Source organism: Stenomitos frigidus ULC18, assembly GCF_003003795.1.
In the GTDB taxonomy this organism is placed as follows: Bacteria; Cyanobacteriota; Cyanobacteriia; order Leptolyngbyales; family Leptolyngbyaceae; genus Stenomitos; species Stenomitos frigidus_A.
On the sequence record NZ_PVWK01000014.1, the window covers coordinates 100,641 to 121,766 of the forward strand.

General features: G+C 51.6%; 12 protein-coding genes. 5 read left to right on the forward strand and 7 right to left on the reverse strand.

Annotated elements, in window-relative coordinates; translation table 11 throughout:
• Positions 1-30: 30 nt before the first annotated feature.
• Positions 31-717, forward strand: a complete 687-nt coding sequence (locus C7B82_RS02490) for a response regulator (RefSeq protein ID WP_106254727.1) — start codon at positions 31-33, stop codon at positions 715-717.
• Here C7B82_RS02490 and C7B82_RS02495 read toward each other — a convergent pair.
• Positions 701-1,591 carry a universal stress protein gene (locus C7B82_RS02495; RefSeq protein WP_106254728.1) on the reverse strand — a complete coding sequence of 297 codons (891 nt, stop codon included), beginning with the start codon at positions 1,589-1,591 and terminating at the stop codon, positions 701-703. The genes C7B82_RS02490 and C7B82_RS02495 overlap by 17 nt on opposite strands.
• A 175-nt stretch (positions 1,592-1,766) precedes the next feature.
• Positions 1,767-2,066 carry a hypothetical protein gene (locus C7B82_RS32940; protein WP_106254729.1) on the reverse strand — a complete coding sequence of 100 codons (300 nt, stop codon included), beginning with the start codon at positions 2,064-2,066 and terminating at the stop codon, positions 1,767-1,769.
• Between the two features lie 224 nt (positions 2,067-2,290).
• Here C7B82_RS32940 and C7B82_RS02505 point away from each other — a divergent pair, with 224 nt between their 5' ends.
• Positions 2,291-4,714, forward strand: a complete 2,424-nt coding sequence (locus C7B82_RS02505; protein WP_219903925.1) for a ShlB/FhaC/HecB family hemolysin secretion/activation protein — start codon at positions 2,291-2,293, stop codon at positions 4,712-4,714.
• A gap of 44 nt (positions 4,715-4,758) precedes the next feature.
• Here C7B82_RS02505 and C7B82_RS02510 read toward each other — a convergent pair whose 3' ends face one another.
• Positions 4,759-5,211, reverse strand: coding sequence for a response regulator (locus C7B82_RS02510; RefSeq protein ID WP_181357315.1), 453 nt, complete (start codon positions 5,209-5,211; stop codon positions 4,759-4,761).
• Between the two features lie 190 nt (positions 5,212-5,401).
• On the opposite strand from C7B82_RS02510, the gene C7B82_RS02515 reads away from it, so the two are divergent.
• A complete protein-coding gene (locus C7B82_RS02515; protein WP_106254731.1) occupies positions 5,402-5,776 on the forward strand; it encodes a response regulator in 375 nt (124 codons plus the stop codon).
• Between the two features lie 147 nt (positions 5,777-5,923).
• Here the strand turns inward: C7B82_RS02515 and C7B82_RS02520 are convergent, their stop codons facing one another.
• Positions 5,924-6,646: a Crp/Fnr family transcriptional regulator gene (locus C7B82_RS02520; protein WP_106254732.1), complete on the reverse strand. Its 723-nt coding sequence runs from the start codon at positions 6,644-6,646 to the stop codon at positions 5,924-5,926.
• A 26-nt stretch (positions 6,647-6,672) separates the two neighbouring features.
• Between C7B82_RS02520 and C7B82_RS34115 the strand changes: the two genes are divergently transcribed.
• Entirely contained in the window at positions 6,673-6,798 is a 126-nt protein-coding gene (locus C7B82_RS34115) for a hypothetical protein (protein ID WP_281258907.1), read from the forward strand.
• A gap of 17 nt (positions 6,799-6,815) precedes the next feature.
• Here C7B82_RS34115 and C7B82_RS02525 read toward each other — a convergent pair whose 3' ends face one another.
• The 3 genes from C7B82_RS02525 to C7B82_RS02535 form a co-directional block, all read right to left on the reverse strand.
• The gene (locus C7B82_RS02525) at positions 6,816-13,901 is read right to left on the reverse strand and encodes a CHAT domain-containing protein (RefSeq protein ID WP_181357316.1); all 7,086 of its coding nucleotides are present in this window, start codon (positions 13,899-13,901) and stop codon (positions 6,816-6,818) included.
• Between the two features lie 509 nt (positions 13,902-14,410).
• Positions 14,411-15,241 (reverse strand): DUF928 domain-containing protein, encoded by an 831-nt coding sequence (locus C7B82_RS02530; RefSeq protein WP_106254734.1) that lies wholly within the window; start codon positions 15,239-15,241, stop codon positions 14,411-14,413.
• 7 nt (positions 15,242-15,248) lie between these two features.
• Positions 15,249-17,207, reverse strand: coding sequence for a CHASE2 domain-containing protein (locus tag C7B82_RS02535; protein ID WP_106254735.1), 1,959 nt, complete (start codon positions 17,205-17,207; stop codon positions 15,249-15,251).
• Between the two features lie 623 nt (positions 17,208-17,830).
• Between C7B82_RS02535 and C7B82_RS02545 the strand changes: the two genes are divergently transcribed.
• A complete protein-coding gene (locus tag C7B82_RS02545) occupies positions 17,831-21,079 on the forward strand; it encodes a leucine-rich repeat domain-containing protein (RefSeq protein ID WP_181357317.1) in 3,249 nt (1,082 codons plus the stop codon).
• Positions 21,080-21,126 lie beyond the last annotated feature (47 nt).

Consider the following 21,126-nt stretch of genomic DNA (forward strand, 5'->3'; position numbering starts at 1 on the left):
CCACTCGCGCCTCAACATTCAACCTTTTCTATGAAATCATCGCCTGTAAAAATTTTAATTGCTGAAGATGATGAGCTTTTCCGCTTAGGACTACGAATGCGTTTGCAGCAAGAAGCTGATTTAGAGGTCGTTGCCGAAGCAGAAGATGGTGAGACGGCTGTTGACTATACAAAGCATCAGCCATTGGACTTGGTGCTGCTGGATGTTGGTTTACCGGGCATTGGTGGGATTGAAGCCTGTCGTCAGATTAAACAGCAGCAGCCAAACTTGCCTGTTTTAGTCCTCACCTCACGCACTGAGAAACATTTAATTTCGCGTTTGATTACGGCTGGTGCACAAGGTTATTGCTTGAAAGGGATTGCTGCTGAGGCGCTGATTTTGGCGCTGCGATCGGTTGCTGCCGGGGCTTCCTGGTGGGATCCAACAGCCACTGCCGCAATTCAGGCTGCATTTCAAGGTGCGGTTTCTGCACCCGAAACACCCACGACAGAAACGATGCTTACAACGACAGGAAACCCCTTGACTCCACGGGAACAAGAGATTTTGACGTTAGTTGCCGCTGGCAAATCTAATCAAGAGATTGCTGAACTTCTCTACATTACGTCTGGCACAGTCCGGGTGCATGTTCATGCCATTCTGCAAAAACTGGACGTTCGCGATCGCACTCAGGCGGCGATCGTTGCCTTACAAAAACATTTGATCAGTCCGATGACTTAACACCCGCTGGGAAATAGATAATGGGATGCCAACTACGTCGCAGTAACTCGTCGGTAAATTGTGGTACAGACCAGCGCAACAGCTTGTTGAGGCTGCTTGACGTGGTGGCTATGGCGCTCACATCAGCCGTTTGTGCTGCCGCCAACACTTCCACGATCGGATCACCCTCACGCACTTCAACCGGATCGACAGCTATCTTTAAAGCAGTCAACTCAGTGGCGATCGCTTCTAGTTCACGCTGCGCTGCTTCTAGTTGGTAATCAACGGGTACATCTCGCCGTCGCATGCCTTCTACAACCCAGCACAAATGTAGCTGCTGCAGCCCGATCGTCGGCTGTTGCAGGCTTTCTTTCAGCCTCTGGATCAGGTATTTTGAGGCGTCACTGCCGTGATAAGGCACCAACAAGTAGCGGAAAAGATGACGACAGCGCAAAGCCAACTCTTCTGATGTATAGGTGGCGATCAACTGCGGGCGCAAAATCATCAACGGGACTGTGAGACGCTGCGAAAGCTCTATGGTTGTACTGCCAAAAAGCTTTTCTGCTAAAAGGCTACGGGTCGGCGTTCCAACCACGATCAAGTCTACAGCATGCTCTTCAGCCGCTTTCAAAATCAAATCAACGGGGCGACCAGGTTCAACAATCACCTTTACATCAATGCCTGTAACATCGTGATTGAGGGCAACATTCAGGCGATCGCGTGCGTGCTCAATTTTCTTTGCATCAACTCGTGGCACCCCCTCGCAATCTTCGAACGGAATGCTATGCAGAAAAACCAGTCGTTCAATCCCTCCTGCTGCAAAGCTAGAGACAAAATTGACGAGGCGCTGCAAGCCATCAGAAAAATCCGTGCAGATGAGTAAACGCTGAAACATAGCCTTTAATGTAAGCGAACAGTCAGTTCTAAGCCGCAACTCCAACTTTTTACGAGATTTCTAGCAAACAAAATACCCTTAGGGGCAGGTTTAACACCAAAGTAATGGGCTGGAGGCAAAGACGCTGACAAAACCTGCCCCCTACCAAGCGATAAATTTTTGCTCGGGAATCACTTTAAACCGCTTCAAATGCCTTTGAGCAACCATTCGATCGACGATTTATGTTGATCGATCGATTGACAGGATTGATGAGGAAACCTGAAAACCGCCTTTCCATATTAAAGCAAACTTTTACGCACTGCTCGTTACCCGTCAAGATGCAAGCTAAAGCAAGACATGCAAGGCTCAACTGCGCTTGTCTTGAGAAATATTTTGTTTGAGAATTTTTTTTCGCGGTTATGATACTTGCGTGAGTGATGTCATCACCAGTAATGGCAACAAAACATGCAGTCAAGAACTTGATTAAAGTAGCCATTCAAGTTTTGAGACTCACACTATCCAGGCGTTGATGGCTCGTTTTTGTCGGTTCCTGTTCGCAGGCTTTACGCCGTCAACCAGATGCGCAAGCCTCAACTGAGATGGTAGCAAGCAACTCCAAATAATGCGCTAATTGGCGATCATCTTACTCATGCTTCTAAGATCAGGGTCTGAGGGAAAAATATGCGTATAAGGTACTTCGTTTGGAGCGTTTTAGTATCTTTGGGGACAACGACATCAGTATGGGCAGGAGCGATCGCGCAGCCAAGCCGATCTGATCCCCCCAAAGACCCTGAAACAGGGATTAATGCAACGCTAAACCTTCAGGCGGCAGCGAACCAACGATCGGCTGCAAGCGAGATTTTCACCCCACACCTGGATGAAATCAGACAGAAGTTACCTGCCAGTTGGGTCATGCGCTTACCCACTCGTGTACCAGTTAGCAAGGCACAGCAGCCCGCTACCACCCCTTGGGTAAGAGTATTTCAATTTGCGTCCCCAAACAGCCTCACCGTTAGTTTGTTTCGCTGTGATACAGGAGCCTCCGATTGCCTGTTAGCGAGTTTCTCAGTCGAAAGCAGCACGTCTGCCACAGCTCAAGCAGCGTTGCAGCAACATCAGGCGGCGGCGGCACCCTTGACGCTAGGCGGTGGGCTTCAAGGCTATCTGTGGGATGGAGCGCAACATCAACAGCCCTTCTCATCCGTCGTGTGGCAGCAGGACGGGATGCTCTATACCGTTAGCGTTCCAGCGCCGGAACGTCAAGCGCTGCTTTACGCAGCCGTGGATATGGCGAATGCACAGCCCATTCCATCTCTGCTGGCAGCAACGGAAACGCCAAGCGCAGTTTCAGCCCCGCCTCAAGGAGCGTCTCCAACAGCCGATCGAGCCCGTTCCATAACACAACCGCCACCGAGCCCAACTGCCGCACCGGGAGAGCTACCAACCGCCTCAGAGCCAGTGCCCTCTCAGCCAAACGATCGCCCGATCGCTCAGTCTTTGCAGGCGCAGAATGTACCAACGCAACCGGATCGCGATCGCTTCCTCCAATCACGACCCAGCCCACAACCATTGCCTGATGAACGTCCGGTCATACCCCTGCCATCAGTCCCAGCGGTTGAACCCCCGACAACGCCAACCGAACCGCAACCACTGATTCCTGTAAGCCAGGTCGACGTGATTGGGAGTACTGTTTTAAGCACTCAAGACATTGATGCCATCACGAAACCGCTAAAGGGACGGTCTGTCACGCTTCAGGAGTTGACCGATGCCGCTGATCGGTTAACACAGTTGTACCTCGATCGGGGTTACATCACGTCTAGAGCCGTGCTTGAACGTCAGACGATCGCCAATGGGGTCGTGCAAATGCGAGTGATTGAAGGCAAGATTGAAAAAATTAATATTGAAGGCACCCAGCGCTTAAAACCGTCCTACGTCCTCAGTCGAGTCGCTCTTGGCGTCACTACCCCTTTAAATGCCCGCAAGCTAGAAGACCAGTTACGTCTGCTTCTGGTCGATCCGTTATTTAAGAACATTGTGCCGACGCTACAGGCTGGCAGCCAGGAAGGGCAGAGTATCCTCACGGTGCAAGTGACTGAGGCACCGCCCTTTGGCGGTGGGGTCAGTTTCGATAATCTGTCTCCTCCTAGTGTGGGTTCCGAACGGGCAGGCATCAATCTGCGCTACCGCAACCTGACTGGCATTGGGGATGAACTCTCCGGGTCGTATTATCGGTCTACGACGGGCGGCTCCAATCTTGGCAGCATTGCCTATCGCGTGCCACTCAACCCGATGGACGGCAGTTTGGAGCTGAGAGCAGATATTAATCGTAATCGCATCACTCAATCGCCGTTTGATGAGCTAAATATTAAAGGTGCGTCGGAGCAGTATGAAATCAGCTACCGTCAGCCGTTGTTTCGATCGCCCCGTGAAGAATTTGCGCTTTCACTGGGCTTTGCGTTTCAAGATGGACAAACGTTTATCTTCAATGATGTGCCCAATGCCTTTGGGATTGGGCCAGACCAGGATGGCGTTAGTCGCACCAGTGTGGTCAAGCTGGGTCAGGATTATGTGCGACGGGATACTGGCGGAGCCTGGTCAGTGCGATCGCAGCTTAATGTAGGCACTGGTCTTTTTGGTGCCACAGACAATAGAGGATCAGATCCAGATGGTCAATTTGTGAGCTGGCTAGGGCAGATCCAGCGCGTCCAACGCTTGAGCGAAGGGCAGCTACTAATTGCACAGTTAGATCTACAGCTGACACCCGATAGCCTGCTGCCCTCTCAGCAGTTTGTGATCGGTGGTGGGCAGTCGATACGAGGTTACCGACAGAATGCGCGTACAGGCGATAATGGCATCCGTGCCTCGGTGGAAAATCGCATTACATTGAACCGCGATCGGGCAGGCAATCCAACACTCCAGGTTGCACCATTTGTGGATTTAGGCGCGGTGTGGAATGTTGCCAGTAATCCAAATCAGTTGCCCAAACAGACGTTTTTGATTGGAGCAGGGTTAGGCGTACTGTGGAAGCCGTTTTCAGGTTTAAATCTGCGGTTGGATTATGGCATTCCCATCATTGACCTGAGCGATCGGGGCAACAACCTTCAAGATCACGGCTTTTACTTTACCGTGAACTATGAATTCTAAGACAACTCTTTTAGCAAATTTGCAAATGGATTGAATCCACGGTTTTAGACAAACTGGCGTTGTCGTTCTGCTAGCTCAACCACGATCGCCACAAATTGATCAAGATCGGTCGGCTTTGTAAGTGTCTGTTGAAACCCTGCCGCTAGAATTTGTAAGCGCATTTTGTCATCTGCAAAGCCTGTAATCGCCATCGCTGGAATCTGTGCGTTTGATGCCACAGCTAAGGCTCTCACCTGACGCAGGAATCTAAAACCATCGATATCCGGCAGCCCGATGTCGCTAATGAGGAGGTCAAAAGGTGTTGCTTGCATTACCTCAAGTGCCTCACAAGCCGATGCCACTGCACTGACCACTGCGCCCTTCTCCTCCAGCACAAAGGTAAATAACTCTCTGGTATCAAGATCGTTATCCACTACCAGGACACGTAGCCCGTTGAGAGTGGGAAAATCAACGGGTGCTACATCGCCTTGAGGTTGACCTGCCTCTGTCGTCAACACGAAATCTCCTACATCAGTACAGTTCAATAAACAGGCTGTAACAGTGATACCGATTCTGCACACAAGCTACGGATAGCTCAAACTTAAGACTGAGAACTCTACCTAAAGGTTGACGTTATTGAAATTAAAGAAGTCGACCATTGTGAGACATAACAAATTTCACTAAATCCTTCTTTAAGATTTTTCTACAATGAGCCCTACCCAGAATTACTGCATTCTGGTTATTGACGATATCGTCGACAACCTTATCTTGCTGCAATTTATTTTAGAAGCCGAGGGCTATCAAGTCGAGCTGGCAGACAGCGGCAGTTCGGCAGTCTCTAGAGCTCAAGCCATATCACCCGATTTAGTTCTGCTCGACGTAATGATGCCTGACATGAATGGTTTTGAAGTGACGCAGCATCTTCGCCAGGCTGAAAGGTTAAGAGAGATGCCGATCGTATTTATTACAGCCGATCGGGAAGTTTGTTTTGAGCAGGCAGTAAAAGCGGGAGCGGATGATGTGGTATTCAAACCCATTGATCTGGATCAGTTGCTTACCAGAATCAATAATTGGCTTCACTAAAAATTCATAATCTAAAGTATAGCCACTTCGGGTTGTGACTTCTGTACGGTTTTAAACAGAAGCCGATGTTTTTTGAATCCCTTCATGCCAAACGGTTTCATACAGGCGAAACCGATAAAGACGTCTACGACGCCTCATCACATCGTGCTATTGCACAGTAGAGTCGTAGAGCCAGGCGAACTCGTCTCGAACAACTTTATGGCACTCGCAGGAGAACGCTTCTAAACTCGGACGATCGGTAATGGTAATCTGACCGCGCGAATAGCGAATCAACCCAGCTTGACTGAGTATGCCCGCTGCAACCGTGACCCCCGCTCGACGTACGCCGATCATTTGGGCAATAAATTCTTGGGTCAATGGAAAGGTCTCTGACTGCATACAATCTGACACGAGCAGCAGCCAACGGGCTAGACGTTCTTCAATATTATGAAACCGATTGCAAACACCTACTTGCGCGACCTGAGTAAACAGTGCCTGAAAGTAGCGGAGCAGCAGTTTTTGGAGGGCATCCCCGCGATCGAACTCCTCCTGGAGCACGGTTGTCTTTAATCGCCACGCTTCACCAGCAACTTGGACAAAGGCACGATGGGCTTTGGTCATACCACCGAGCAGCGCTGGTATCCCCGCCATGCCTTCTTGCCCGACCATACCCGCTTCCATCGTGGAGCCATCTTCCAGATTCGCCACTAACGAGACAATAGCACTGCGCGGAAAGTAAACCTCGGTAATAGGATCGCCTGCTTCGTAAATGCTTTGTTTCAGCGGGAGCGTCATCAGCTCTAAGTGAGGCTGGAGTCTTTGGTGGTCGGCTGGTGGCAAGGCTGCGAGGAGACGATTCTCTGGCAAAGCAGAGGGTCGAGAAGCGGGCATAAAGGCTCATTCCTTAGCGGGTCAGCATGAGAAAAAACAACGAGCCTTACGGGCTGGGTTGGTGGTTTAAGTGGTTAGCGATTAGCGGTCAGTGGTTAGCGATTAGCGGTCAGCGGTCAGCGGTCAGCCTTGAGAGAAAAGCTGATAGCTGATAGCCCATCATTGTGATTTACCAGGGGCTACCCACTAGGGTGAAAGCAGACCAGTAGTAGGGATGGGAGAGATCGCCATTTTCCAGTCCGGTTAAGGCTACTGGCAACGACTTCTCACCGCCTGACCAATGTAATTTGCCATCCTTGATGTAAACGTCTCCTCGCAACATCGCAAGCTGGGCTTGCCTCACAGCTTCGGCTTTGATGGGTGCAGTTTTCAACTGGTAGTAGAACTCAGCCATCAACCCTGATGCACCCGTATCGTTGACCGACCAAAGACTTGCCAACACCGATTTGACCCTTGCCTGCACGGCGGAACCAGCAAAGCCTAACTCAGCGTCTTCACTACCAAATGCCGTCCGACAAGCGCTGAGAACGACCAACTCAGGTGGTTGGTTGCTCCAGTTCAGCGATCGCAGTTGGTCTAATCCTAGCTTTTCATCCTCAAACTGAATATAGGATTGGCTGGGTGGCCCCTGCTGAAAGCTTGCGTGGGTAGCTAGATGCACAATGCCAAACCGCTGTTGCCGATTCAAGTTGGTCAGCGTAAAGTCTTTTTCTGAAAGGGTTTCAGCTTTCCACTGCTCTTTAATCAAATCTAGCTCCAACGGGACAGCGGGCAACGATCCCTGCTGCGATGTGGGAAACTGTGATGCACCCATTGCCAGCACCTGACTGTTACGGACGTTGACGTAACGGGTGTCAGTCAAGCTGAGGGTTGGCATGAGCCCCAGGCTATACTTCTCAATGAGAAACGATCGCGTCTGAGCATCATACAGCGCCGCCATTGGTATAGACCGCAAACCACTATCAAGAATAAAGGCTAGCGTTTGAATGTTTTGTCGCTTCAGTTCTGGTTCCAAGGGCGCAATGAACAGTTGATACAGCTTCTGAGCGGGGTCTATCAGGGGGGCTGTGCTACGTCTGCGGGTGGGGCTCGTGATGGCATTCCGGAACTGGCTCCCCAGAAGCTGCACGCGCGATCGGGTGGCTCCAGGAACGGTTTTGCGAATTGCTTGCCCGCTGGCTGTTACCAGAATCAGCTCTAGCTGATCGCGGCTCTTAGACAATGCAGAGCGCTGGAGTAGCTGAGTTTGTGGTTCGTCACCCTGAGGTGCAAATGAAATGTAGACGATCGCGGGTTTCACGCCCACTGCTGTTTCAATACGGCTCAAGGTATTCTTCACATCGTTGACAGTAATGGGAGTAGTATCATCCTTACTCAACCCCAAATAGCCCTCATACTGGGCTGTAGAGGTTGCCTCAATGGTCGCTACTGACTGAGCCGCATTCCCCTTTTCAATCGAAATGAGGCTTACAAGCGTGAGTAAATCATCCGTAGAGCGCTTAGCTCTTTGTTCCACTAATTCTTCCTGCGTACCTTGTTGTTTGGGCTCGACGAGGTTGCGCGTAAAGTCTTGATCGGCAGTTGAGATGATTTGAATGTTTCCATCTTTAAAGGAGCTGCGAAAAGCTCGCACTGGTGAGAGGGTGAAGGTTCCGGTCGTAATGGCTCCAGCCGTACCATTAGACGTCGCATTCCCAACCGTAAAGGACGTATTGGTTAAGCCACCACCATTTCTAATGGTGATGGAACCGCCACCAGCACCACCAGCAGTCGAAATGCTGGCAAGCACCTCATTGCGATCGGTAAACGTGCCTAACGCTCTAAAGAACCGGGCAGTGGTAATATCCACCGTACCGCCCACGCTATTGGCACCGCCTTGAGCATTGATGGAATCGACTTCAATATCACCCTGTGGATCAAGTGTGACGTTACCGCCTCTGCCTTCTGGATTGGCTGTATTGATGACACCCGCAGTAATGCTCGTCTTGGCAAGCAATGAAACCGCGTTACCCGATGCATTCACATTGCCAACCGCAATTTTGCCATCAGTAGACCGAAGCGTACCGCCATTGGGCAAGTTGACCGCGCTGTTCAGGGTTAGATCGCCGCTTGTAGTGATGCTGCTGGCAACCGTGGTTGTTTGGCTATTCACAAGCAAACGACTCAGCGGTGTGGTTGCGCCAACGGCACCGCTAAACTGTACGATGCCCGCATTAAGCGTCAATTGCCGATCGCCATCGAGATTGCCGTTAAACCGAATACCACTTCTCGTACTAATGGTAATGTCATTACTAATTTGTACATTGCCAAAAAAGTTGAGAGTATTCGCCGTTCTTCCCGTGCTGATGATATCTCGACTCAGAACAGTGGTGGGTTGATTGGCGCTAATAAAGCCTAAAGTGGGCTCCAGGAAAGGTTTTACGAATTGTTCGTCATCAAACAACGTGACGCTGCCATTAAAAATAATGCTGCCTGTGGGCGTCCGTAGGATGGTGGGATCCTTGAATATCGTATTTTCTGCAACATTAATAGTACCGCTACCATTCTCTCGCCCGATCGTGATGGAACTAAAGCCATTTTGTAGATAAGTGAGGTCGCTGGACGTTAAATCGAGAGTGCCAGTGCCGCTATCGCTTGCGCCGCCAAGGGCGCCAAGGGCGATCGACTGGCTGGATGACAGCGGTTGTAGAACAAGATTGCCTGTGCCAGAAATCGTGTTAGCCAAATTAATTTCGTCTGCTGTCAGCGTCAGATCGCCGCGCCCTGAAGCGATCGCGCCAGCCGTAATGGTGCCACCTGTCAGTGTGACCGGATTACCAGCACTGTTGATGCTACCCGTCGTGATGTTCTGACTGGCGAGTAGGGCAATACTGGCATTATCTGCGCCAGTCAGCGTGCCACCTGTGGTGTTGATGGAACCTGCACCGACAGGCGATCGCAATATCACCGGATCATTAAAGGTCACGTTACCTGCTAGCGTAATTGCACCACTGCCATCGGAACGCCCGATCGTGATGGAGCTAAAGCCATTTTGCAGGGCAGCGAGATCCCTATCGAGCAACTCTAATGTGCCGCTACGGGAGAATTCAGAGGGTGTGCCACCAAGGACGATCGACTGACTGGGCGTCAACGGCTGAAGGGTAAGATTGCCTGTGCCTGTAAGCGTACTACCAGCAGCAAAATCGATACCGTCAGAGGTGACTGTGATATTGCCAGTACCAGCATTGATTGTACTGGATGCACTCAATCTAACATTTGTAGAAGAAGGAAATGGGCTTCGATCACCCACTATATCAATGTTTCCTCCACTAGAGTTCAACGAGCTGGCAGATAAAGCGATGCCCCTAGAAGCATCAGTGGTAAAACCTCTTAAGCTAATACTGCCACCGCTTGAGTTGACGACACTTGAGGTCAGCGAAACACCAAGGATATCAAAACCTCTCCCAAAGAGGCTGACCGCACCACCCCCTGAATTAATAGTGCTAGATGCGATTTCAAGACCAGCAGGATTGCCTCCATTTCCACTAAGGCTAACGGCACCTCCACCTGAGTTTATTGCACTGCTATTAATGACGAGTCCATCATCACCAAGTAAGGTGATAACCCCGCCATTCGTTGTGATTCCTCCGTTCACAAATGTTGCTTGCCCTGACCTCACATCGACCTTGAGGGCATTGTTGATCGCTGATAGCGCATTGAGACGGATGCTACCGCCAGAGCGAAGCGTAATGCTGTCACTACCTGTGAGGCTAAACCCTTGGGTGTTAATTGAGCCTGAACCAAGCGGCGATCGCAGCGTCACTGGATCATTAAACGTCACATTACCCGCTAGCGTGATTGCACCACTGCTATCGGAACGCCCGATCGTGATGGAACTAAAGCCGTTTTGCAGGGCCGTGAGGTCGCTGGCGAGTAAATCTAACGTGCTAGTGCCGCTATCAGTTGTGCCGCCGAGGGCGATCGCCTGACTGGGTGTCAAGGGTTGCAGCGTTAGATTCCCTGAGCTTGATACAGTACTATTGCCAAGGTTAATTTCATCGGCTGTGAAGGTAATATTGCCGCCATTGGCAGACCGGATGATGCCATTGGAAACAATGCCGCTACTGTTGGCTGCGGTCGTTGCACCTTGCAAAGCAATTGCCCCGTTGCCCGTCGTTTCAACTACTGCATTTGGGCTACTGATGAAAATCCCGTTGTTGTTGCTGCCTGAGCTTGGTCCGATGCCAGTCAGGGTGAGATTTCCATTGGCAGACCGAACCGTTCCAGTGCCAAAAATCACAATACCATCTGATTGAGCATTCCCATTGTCACTAGTCCCTCGAAGAGTAATCGCTCCAGATCCTGTCGATGCAATCACTGCATTATTCGTAAAAATTCCATTATTAAAACCGCCGGCATCACCCCGCCCTGTACCTGTTATTTGAATCGTGCCTGTTCCACTTGTAGTGATTGTGCTTACTGCGATTGCCACTCCCCTTCCACTATTAAAAGTGGGGTTTCTTGCGCCTTCTCCATTCAGGATGATGTTGCCACCACCCGCATTAATTGTTGATCTCCCGATCAAAATTCCATCAGTAGCATTAGTAGACACTGAATTTGTTAGATTGAGAAAAACAGTTGTGTTGGAACCAACAGCAGGACTTGTAGCCGGATTGCTTCCACCACCGAAGATTATGTTTCCGCCATTGGAATTGAGGGTGGCATTGTTGAGAGAAATCCCACCAACATTGTTGTTATCGGCATTGGACTGGAGTGTAATATCTAATTTTCCTGTGCCCTGAGCGGCGATCGTCGAAGTAGCTGCTGAAATTGCCACGACTCGATTCGCTCGAAGCGTCAGAGCAGCGTCATTCGCCCCCGTTGTGGTGATGTTTGCTCGGACATCGATATCACGATCGGCTGCCAGGGTCAGAGCGTTCCCACTGCTCCAGGTAATAGGCGCGTTAACCCGAATATCTCCAGCTGCCCCCAAGGCTGAAGCAGTTGAAACGGTTACGTTACTCAGCGCTAATTGTCCCTGTAGCCTGGTGGGAGTAATAGTGGACGAACTGGTTGTTGGATCGGTAAAAGTCGCCGTTGCTCCATTAAAGTTGAGCGTTGGCGAATCAGCGGTGTTGGCAATCGTGATATCGGTTGGATCGAGCAGTAGTGTGCCAGCTATACCAGTTGGCGATCGCAGATCCGTCACGCCTTCATACGTGAGGTATTGCTTGCCCGATACTTCTGCCACTCCTCCGTTGCCGCCCTGTGCACCTCCTGTGGCAGAGATGTTGCCCAAGAATTGAGTGCTTCCATCTGACCAGACAACGACTTTGCCACCTGCTCCATTTGCAAGAGCATCAGCTTTAATCACTGAATCTTGGCTCACAACAGTGGTCTGGGCATTGGGTACTGTACCCTTACCCTGGTAATCGCCGCCAATCAGCACCGTGCCGCCCCCATTGGTGCCAGAGGCATTAATGGTGCTATTGATCACCCCTACCCGATCGCCAAACACACCCACAGTTCCACCCGTCTGCCCAGAAACATCCAGGTTGCCAGAGGCGATCGCGGTGCCTGGAGTTGTCGGGATCGTCGTACCGCCATCGGTGAGTTGTACGGTGCCATCGGGGTTCACCACCACACCTGTAGCCGGACGATTGGTGCCGCCAGTTAAGAGCGCTGGCAGAGTAGAGGGTGTGAAGGGTAAGGGGTTCGGACTATTGCTGCTAAGCGGTTGCACCCGCAACGCCAGCAGAACACCGTCTTGATTGATCTGCACCTGCTTGCTGCCGGGGACGGCTGCGATCGTAATTTGTCCTCCGGGTGCCGACAGTTTACCCGTATTCACCACCGTGCCGCCCACCAGCGTCAACTCCTTCCCGGCTGCAACGGCCAAATCGCCAGCGTTAACGATCGCGCCAGGCTGGTTCATGGTGAAGGCAAACGCATTGGGATTGCCCACCAGCGCGGCATAGTTGTTACTGCCAGTCGCATTGAACCAGCGATCGCCCAACTTAATGCCATTGGCCGTCGTGGCGGTAAACGAACCAGGAACATCCAAACGAGCATTGGCACCAAACACAATCCCGGCTGGATTCATTAAATAGAGGTTGGAATTACCGCCCGTAACCTGGACCAACCCATTGATGACCGATGGATCGCCACCAACTACTCGACCGAGAATGTTGCGGATGTTGGAATTGGACATGAAGTTGGCAATCTGATCCGCATTCAATCCCAGGCGTTGGAAGCTGTGGAATAGATTGGCCCGATCGCCAGACAGAGTGCCACCATTAATGTTGAAGCGATTGCCATCTAGCTTGACCTGGGTGCCCGTGCCATCAGCGGCTGGAACGATCGCCTGCGCCAATAGCACCGGCTGCGGCGAGACTGGCGCGATCGGTGCCGTTGCCTGAGCGTCACTCCCCGACGTTAGAGCCGCGATAGAGGACTCTAGAACCGCCTGACCAGATGACAGTGACGTTGATGGGGATGCAACCTCTGTAGGCGTGATGGGATGGGAAGCGGGCTGGGGACGAGAAAGAGGTTGGCGATCGCGTGCAGGAGTCTGTTGTGCCAGCGCTGTGTTGGCGATCGGCGTTTGGGGAATTGTGCGCACCTGTGGCTCTTCCGACGCTACAGAAAGAACGGTTGTGGCAGAAGTTTCTAACGCGTTTGCACTGGGTTCGCTAGAAACAGAAGCTTTAGCAGCAGGCGTCCTCGATAACCGGCTGCTTTTCACATCGTCAGCGACAGGACGCTTCTGAGACTGAGGCACTCCATCATTGGATTGAGTCGGTACTTTAGCAGACGGTTCAGAGACCACTTTCGTCGATGCCGCTGGCTCCACAACGGCATCCTGAACGGCGACTGGTGGAACAACATTGGGCGATCGCACCGGGATGGAAGCGCGATCGGGGTTGGCACTCACCGCTTCAGAGGTCTGCTCCTCTTGGCGATCGGGACTGAGCCTCTTTTGCTCAGCCGTCTGCTGATCTTCAGTGTGGCGATCGGGGCTCACAATGCTCTCTGGAGCAGCAAGCGTCTCAGTCGCTCGCGTCGCTGCCGTTGTGCTGTACGCCTGCGCTGGTTTTCCGGTCATGCCTTCCATCAACGATAGCGCTGCAATCAAAAAGCTCATTCGCCTAACGGCTTGTCCCTGAGGCTTCTGATGCTTTGGCGTGTCAGCAGCCTCTAAGTGAGCGTCTGTCGAGCCACAGGCCAAACCATCTTCGTAATCCTGCAACGCCAAAAGGAACCCATAGCTTTCCATCATGTTGGTCCAAACGTAGTGAGATTGACTGGAAGAAACGAAGGGAGAGCATAGGGCTTGAAAATCTGACTGAGAATGTTTTAGATCGCGTCCAAACGATCGATCGCAGGCTTAAAGCTGAAGATGCACCTATCAACGTCCCATTGACAAAATTTAAGTTAAACGAGTACGAATGACAAATATTATCTTCCCAGTATTAATTGAATCAGTCAACATTGTGAGCAGTTTTAAAAGAATAGTTGAAACAGCTTAGAAAGCCTTCACTCTGTTGACATTCCACCCGTAATTACAAGCCGGGCTAACAGTGCAAAACCTGTTGAAACGGGTTAAGTGGATTAGCGATCAGCGATCAGCGGTCAGCTTTTCTCTAATGGATGACCGCTGACGGCAGACCGCTACAGTCCATGACGTTATTTCTTTACAGCCCCTTAGTGGATCTTCGTTCAGCGAGACCGTGATTTTGAATCATGGGCGGGTGGCTCCTTCAGCAAGACCCTATCCAATAGCTTCTACGGCTTTGGTGGTACATAATAATGTCCAATGATGGGCTGTTGGCTGATTCGCTCATTCAGCCCATAACGCTCTAAAACTGCTGCCCAAGTGCTTTGAACCGTTGAGCCAACCCGCGATCGATCCGCATCCAACGCTGCTAATGTGTCAGACCAAAGACGCGCTTCGGCATAAACAAGAAAGCGATTTTGCGGTTCTTCTCGCTCAATTTTGTTCTTCAGTTCATTACTGAGAGCCTCCCGTTGGATTAAGCCTTCAACGAAGGCAGGTTCATAGATTTCTTCGCGATCGTTACAGTAAACCAAGAAATACCAGCGATATTTCTTACCCGTTTCCAGGGCTGCCTTGGGAGACAGAAAGCGTAGACTCAGCACGCCTGGATTGCTCGTTTCAGGTAGCGCAAAGGTAGTTTGGTAAACATCATGATGCTGCTCATCTTGAAGCACAAATTTCAGCGTATACGTTTCCGTAGGCGCAACAACTTTACTCGACTGAGAGGCAGCAGCAGTGCTTGGTGTGAGTGTGTAGGGAACATAGAACCAGAAAGTCGGATACTCAGCAATGGTTTTAGCCGGTTCATCCGTATCGGGCACGAGAGCCGTTAGCGGCAACTCCACGGGTCGGCATAAATCAGGATCACGCACGGCTGCGCCAGTCCGACGACCCCGCGCGACTCCGACCGATCGCCTGGGCACGAAGATGGATCTGATTCTGCCGAATAGATCAAAACCAACAGCAGGTTGGGGAGCGATTATGACGCTTTCCATTAACGCCAGTACCAGCAGGTAGCTGAGTAGTGTGTGCCATCGCTTTAACGTTGGGCGAGCCATCAGTCCCTCACAGTAAACGATTGGTAGCACTGGATGCAGGCTCTTTGGGTGCAGCTAGAGCAGCGATCGGCTGAGGGCGTCGAAACGCGATATACACCAACAGCCCACTTGTACCAACCAAACTCAGCATCGATGGCACTAATGGCACCCAACCAGCCTGGGTCAACAGCACAAAGCAAATACCTGTCAGGCCGACGATCGCCACCACCACCGACCCACCCAGAAGCGGCCAACGTTGAAATTGCCAGGCCAGGAAGCCACCCACCAACGCCCAACCAAACATCCACAGTGCCTCACCCCACAGCGTCCAGACCCACAAAAGCGGACGACGTTCTAACGCTGCACTCAAAAGCTGACTGGTCATATGAGCCTGAAGCACGACGCCTGGAAGCTCCTGACTCCCCGCCCCAAAAGGCGTGGCTTTGTAATCTTTGACGCTTTCTTGAGAGGTAACACCGATTAGAACCAGCTTGTCCTTGATCAAGTTGGGGTCGATCGTGCCATTGAGCATTTGCCCCAGAGAGATGCGATCGAAGGGGCCCTTCACATTGTCGGTATAGGCACGGTAGTTGAGCAAAATCTGGTAGCTCGCATCATCAACATACTGATAGCCACCCGTGAACGCTTGCAGTCGCTTGAAGGTCGTGTCGCCGAGCTTAAGAGCATCACCATCTAGAGCCATCGGATCAGGTAGCGGAATTCTGTCTTGCTGCTTCGCTCCCGGTTCTAGCTCTAAATAGCGCTTTGCCAGAAGAAGACTGAAGGCATAGTCTGAATCGCATTGCGACCCAGGCACTTTTGCTTGCAGTAAGAGCTGACGACGAATGATGCCACCGTCATCATCTACAACATCACTGAAGCCCACGCGTTCGGGTGGCATTCCACTGGGAGGAGCCGTACCAGCGGCGGATGTGACGTTTCCTTGCGCATCGGTTTCGGCAACCTTACAAAGCCCATAGAGGCGATTGTTTTGGCGCAGTTGAGTCGTTAAAGTCGTGCGGTTGGAGGCGAAATCACGATAGAGATCTAACCCAATCAAGCGTGGCTGATACAGTTGCAATTTTGCTAGAAGCCGATCGAGCGACGCATCCGATAAAGCGGTACCTCTTTCCTTTAGTTCTTTTTGAATATCGGCATCAGTCACTTCCACAATGACAAACCGCTTGTCTTTGCCTTCACTGGGTCGCAGCCGCATCAACTGGTCGTAGGCAGCCAGTTCTAGAGGCTGTAACAGTCCTAAGAAACGCACTAAAAACAGCAGCGCCGTGACCGTTACGCTAGACCAGAAGACGATGCGCAGTGTGGGTCTACGGTAAACAAGCGCTCGTTTCAGTTCCTGCTCGGCTCGTTTGTACGACGCATCGTAGGCTTCCTGTTGCCGCCGCAATTGTTGACTGGCAGTGATGTATTGAATTTGGCGATCGGTCGGAGGCGGGTCTTTGTCAACCGCTTGCTCAAGCCAGTGCTCGGACATGTCCAAATCACGATCGCGCAACAAAAAGCTGCTATCACGACTTTCTCGATCCCATTCGATGGCACGCACCAACAAACGGGTATGCATCCGCACATGCTTTAAGTCTGTATCCAGTCCTTTTAGCAGCAAGGCAAAGGCCGTATCAAAGTCATCGACATCACGGAAAAAGAGTGCGTTGTGCTTGGCTAAAGCAGTACGCACCTCCTTCATGTCTACCTCACGGTGGACGATCGGCAACAACCGCTTGTTGTGCCTGACGGCATGATCAATTTCTTGATTACAAACGGTTGAAGCAATGGAATCTGGCGAGATGACAAAGATAAAGGTGTCTGCCGCTTCAATGCCAGACTGAATCTCCAGCCACCAATCGGTCGTCAATGGGATCGCTTCCCAATCGATCCAGGTGTCACGATTGTTCGCCTTTAGTGCCGCATGGAGAGTTTGGACAAACTCTTTATCTCTACGGGAGTAGGAAATAAATACATCCGTCATGATGCACCCTGGAGTGATAGACGTTGAGTGGGGATGCTTAACGTCGTGATGTCCTGTCGGCTGCTCTAAGCGATCGCCTGGTGCAGAAACAGCAATACCTGGTGACGAGAAAATAACCGACTGAACATAGTATCTAGTAAACGCTCGCGCTTCTCAATAGGTTTGCCAAATTAGGAAAGTTTACAGACTCCACTTAGGGTGTGGCGTGGTTAAGGGGCTGTAAAGAAATAACGTCATGGACTGTGCGGTCAGCGGTCAGCGGTCAGCTTTTCTCTAATGTCTGACAGCTGATCGCTGATCGCTGATCGCTGATCGCTGATCGCTAAACGTGTGCAGTTATTTTTTAACAAGTCCTAAGATGGCGTGGCTCTGACTGGGGGAATACCGATCGGAAGATCCGTGGATTGCCAGGATCAGAATGGCATGACATCCGACCCGGAGAAACCTCACCGAAACTCGCTGCGGTTGCCAGGGTATGACGACACGTCCGCCGGGCTGTATTTCATCACGCTCTGTACGTACCAACGGCAATGTGGGTCATCAATCCACCCAACACACCACAACATCCGGTAGGGGCGCACGGCCCAGTTGAGGCTATAACAGAGCTAATTAATAGACGTGCCATGCCACCAGCCAACCCTCGCAGTTTCTTAGCCAGCCCAGACGGCGTCAACCGCCTAAACGACGCCAAAACACGGCTGAAGCTCACCAACGCTACCATTGCAGAACAGGCGGGGGTGAGTGCCGATACGGTGGGGCGGTTGCTGCATCCTGAGCGGGGCAAGCGAGTGAGTGAAGCCAGCATCGTTGCTATTGCACAGGTGTTGGAACTGCTACCAGAAGATATTGTGACTGAGGATGAATGGCAGGACGAACATTTAGCTGAAGCGGAACGGCGAATTCAGCACGCATTGTTAACCAACGCTACTGTGCTGGATTTGTCAGAGTTGCAATTGACCAGTGTGCCAGCGTTGATCGGTCAACTTATTCAACTGACATGGCTTGATCTCGGCCATAATCAACTGACGACGGTGCCCGAGACCTTGGGCAACCTGTCTAACCTGACAACGCTTTCCCTCGCTCAAAATCAACTAATGACGGTGCCAGAGGCGTTGGGCAACCTCTCCAGCCTGACGGGGCTTTACCTTCACAACAATCAACTGACGATGGTACCAGCGTCCTTGGGTAACCTGTCCAACCTGACGGAGCTTTACCTCTTCGGCAATCAACTGACGACGGTGCCCGAGACCTTGGGCAACCTCTCCAACCTGACATGGCTTGACTTCTCCACCAATCAACTGATGACGGTGCCAGCGTCCTTGGGCAACCTCTCCAACCTGACAACGCTTTCCCTCTCCCATAATCAACTGACGACGGTGCCCGAGACCTTGGGCAACCTCTCCAACCTGACAACGCTTTCCCTCTTCGACAATCAACTGACGAAGGTGCCAGCGGCCTTGGGCAACCTCTCCAACCTGACAACGCTTTCCCTCTCCCATAATCAACTGACGAAGGTGCCAGCGTCCTTGGGCAACCTCTCCAACCTGACAACACTTGTCCTTTCCTACAATCAACTGACAGTGGTGCCAAAGGAATTTGGGAACCTCTTCAAGCTGACGAAGCTTTACCTCTCCCACAATCAATTGACGACGGTACCCGGAGCATTGGGTAACCTATCCCACCTGACGGAGCTTTACCTTTCCTACAATCAGCTGACAGCGGTGCCAAAGGAATTTGGGAACCTCTCCAAGCTGAAACTGCTTTACCTTCACCAAAATCAACTGACAACGGTACCAGAAACTTTTGGGAAGCTCTCCAAGCTGAAGCTGCTTCACCTCCACGGGAATGACAAACTAGGCCTTTCGGCTGAGATTCTTGGACCGACCCGGCAAGAAGTAGACGACGGAGCGCCACGAGCCAACCCCAAAGAGATTCTGAACTACTACTTCCGTATTCAAGTCGATCGCCAACCGTTAAACGAAGCCAAACTCATCCTCGTCGGGTTCGGCAACGTGGGTAAAACCTCCCTCGTCGATCGCCTCCTTCACAACACCTTTGATCCCGACTCCAAGAAAACCGAGGGCATTCAAATTACCCAGTGGGGCTTGCGGCTGCACGACACCGAAGACATCAAACTGCACGTCTGGGATTTTGGTGGGCAGGAAATCATGCACTCGACCCACCAGTTCTTTCTCACCGAGCGCAGCCTCTATCTGCTGGTGCTCAACGGTCGCCAGGGGCACGAAGACACCGATGCCGAATATTGGTTAGAACTGATCCAGAGCTTCGGCGGCAATTCTCCCGTTATTGTGGTGCTCAACAAAGTCAACGAACATCCCTTTGATGTCAATCGCAGTGCCCTCAAGCAAAAGTTTCCCAATATTCAGGCGTTCATTGCCACCGACTGCGAAACCAGCCTGGGACTCGACCAATTGCGAACTGCTATTGAGCGTGAGACCGATCGACTGGAGCACCTGCGCGATGCCTTCCCCGCCAGTTGGGTGACCATCAAAAATCGGCTGACCGACATGGCAGCCAACTACATCTCCTTTGAGCAATTTCGAGTCATTTGCAAGGAAGACGGCGAAACCAACTTTGGTGCTCAAGATTCTCTAGCAGTCCATCTCCACAGCCTCGGCATTGCCCTCAACTACAAAGACGACCCGCGCCTGCGCGATACCCACGTGCTCAATCCCCACTGGGTCACCAGCGGCATCTATCAACTGCTGAATGCCCACACGCTCACCAGCACCAATGGCGACCTAGATGTAGCGAGTCTTGCCCAAATTCTCGATCGGCAACACTATCCCCCCGAACGCCACAGCTTTTTGCTCGAACTCATGCGTAAGTTTGAGCTGTGCTTTCGCTTCCAGGAAGACGAAAACCGCTACCTGATTCCCGATCTGCTAGATAAACAGCAGGCTCCTGAAGCCGAAGCGTTTCATCCAGAAGCCTGCCTTAACTTTCGGTATGAATACCCTGTTCTGCCAGAAGGGTTACTGCCCCGCTTCATTGTTCGCACCCACGTTTTGAGTGCCCCTCAATATCGCTGGCGCACAGGTGTCATTCTAGAATTTGAGGGCAATCAGGCATTGGTCAAAGCCGATCGCACCGATCGCTGCGTCACCATTAACGTGAATGGTGCCATCAACGGGCGCAATCGGTTGTTAGCGATTATTCGATCGGACTTTGAACGCATTCACAGCAGTTTCAAGTTCAAACCCGCTGAGCAAGTCCCTGTTCCGTCCCACCCAGGCGTGGTCTTGAACTATCAAGACCTGATTGTGATGGAACAAGAGGGTTTGAGGGAATTGCCCCAGGTCATCAATGGCAAAGTCATCAAGCTCAATGTTCAAGATCTATTGAGAGGGGTTGATTTAGAGAATAGCCGCAGACGAGAACCAGAGCTAGCCATGCGTTCTCAGGCACTCCGGTTGTTCTATAGCTATGCCCACAAAGATGAAGCGCTCCGTGATGAGCTAGAAGTACGCCTGAAATTACTCCAACGCCAAAAGCTGATCCAGCCCTGGCACGATCGTCGCATTATTCCCGGCACCGACTGGAAACAAGAACTGGACAACAACCTGGAGCAAGCCGACATCATTCTGCTCCTCGTCAGCCCAGATTTTATCAACTCCGATTACTGCTACGAGAAAGAAATGACCCGTGCCTTAGAACGCCATGATGCAGGCGAAGCCCTGGTGCTCCCCATCCTCCTGCGCCCAGTGAATTGGAACGCGCTGCCGTTTAGCCGACTCCAGGCAATGCCCACAGACCTCCGACCTGTAACAAAATGGCCCGATCGGGATGAAGCCTGGCTCAATGTTGAAACGATTATCCGACAGGCGATCCAGCCAAAAATGAACCGCTAGACACTATGTAGAGATGGAAATGGCGCGATCGTTGGGTAGGGGCATGG

Excerpts from the sequence above, each read along its gene's own strand:
- C7B82_RS02545 (WP_181357317.1), top strand. The coding sequence starts at position 17,831 with ATGCCACCAGCCAACCCTCGCAGTTTCTTAGCCAGCCCAGACGGCGTC.
- C7B82_RS02535 (WP_106254735.1), bottom strand. The coding sequence starts at position 17,207 with ATGACGGATGTATTTATTTCCTACTCCCGTAGAGATAAAGAGTTTGTC.
- C7B82_RS32940 (WP_106254729.1), bottom strand. The coding sequence starts at position 2,066 with ATGGCTACTTTAATCAAGTTCTTGACTGCATGTTTTGTTGCCATTACT.
- C7B82_RS02495 (WP_106254728.1), bottom strand. The coding sequence starts at position 1,591 with ATGTTTCAGCGTTTACTCATCTGCACGGATTTTTCTGATGGCTTGCAG.
- C7B82_RS34115 (WP_281258907.1), top strand. The coding sequence starts at position 6,673 with ATGAGAAAAAACAACGAGCCTTACGGGCTGGGTTGGTGGTTTAAGTGG.
- C7B82_RS02530 (WP_106254734.1), bottom strand. The coding sequence starts at position 15,241 with ATGGCTCGCCCAACGTTAAAGCGATGGCACACACTACTCAGCTACCTG.
- C7B82_RS02490 (WP_106254727.1), top strand. The coding sequence starts at position 31 with ATGAAATCATCGCCTGTAAAAATTTTAATTGCTGAAGATGATGAGCTT.
- C7B82_RS02515 (WP_106254731.1), top strand. The coding sequence starts at position 5,402 with ATGAGCCCTACCCAGAATTACTGCATTCTGGTTATTGACGATATCGTC.
- C7B82_RS02520 (WP_106254732.1), bottom strand. The coding sequence starts at position 6,646 with ATGCCCGCTTCTCGACCCTCTGCTTTGCCAGAGAATCGTCTCCTCGCA.
- C7B82_RS02525 (WP_181357316.1), bottom strand. The coding sequence starts at position 13,901 with ATGGAAAGCTATGGGTTCCTTTTGGCGTTGCAGGATTACGAAGATGGT.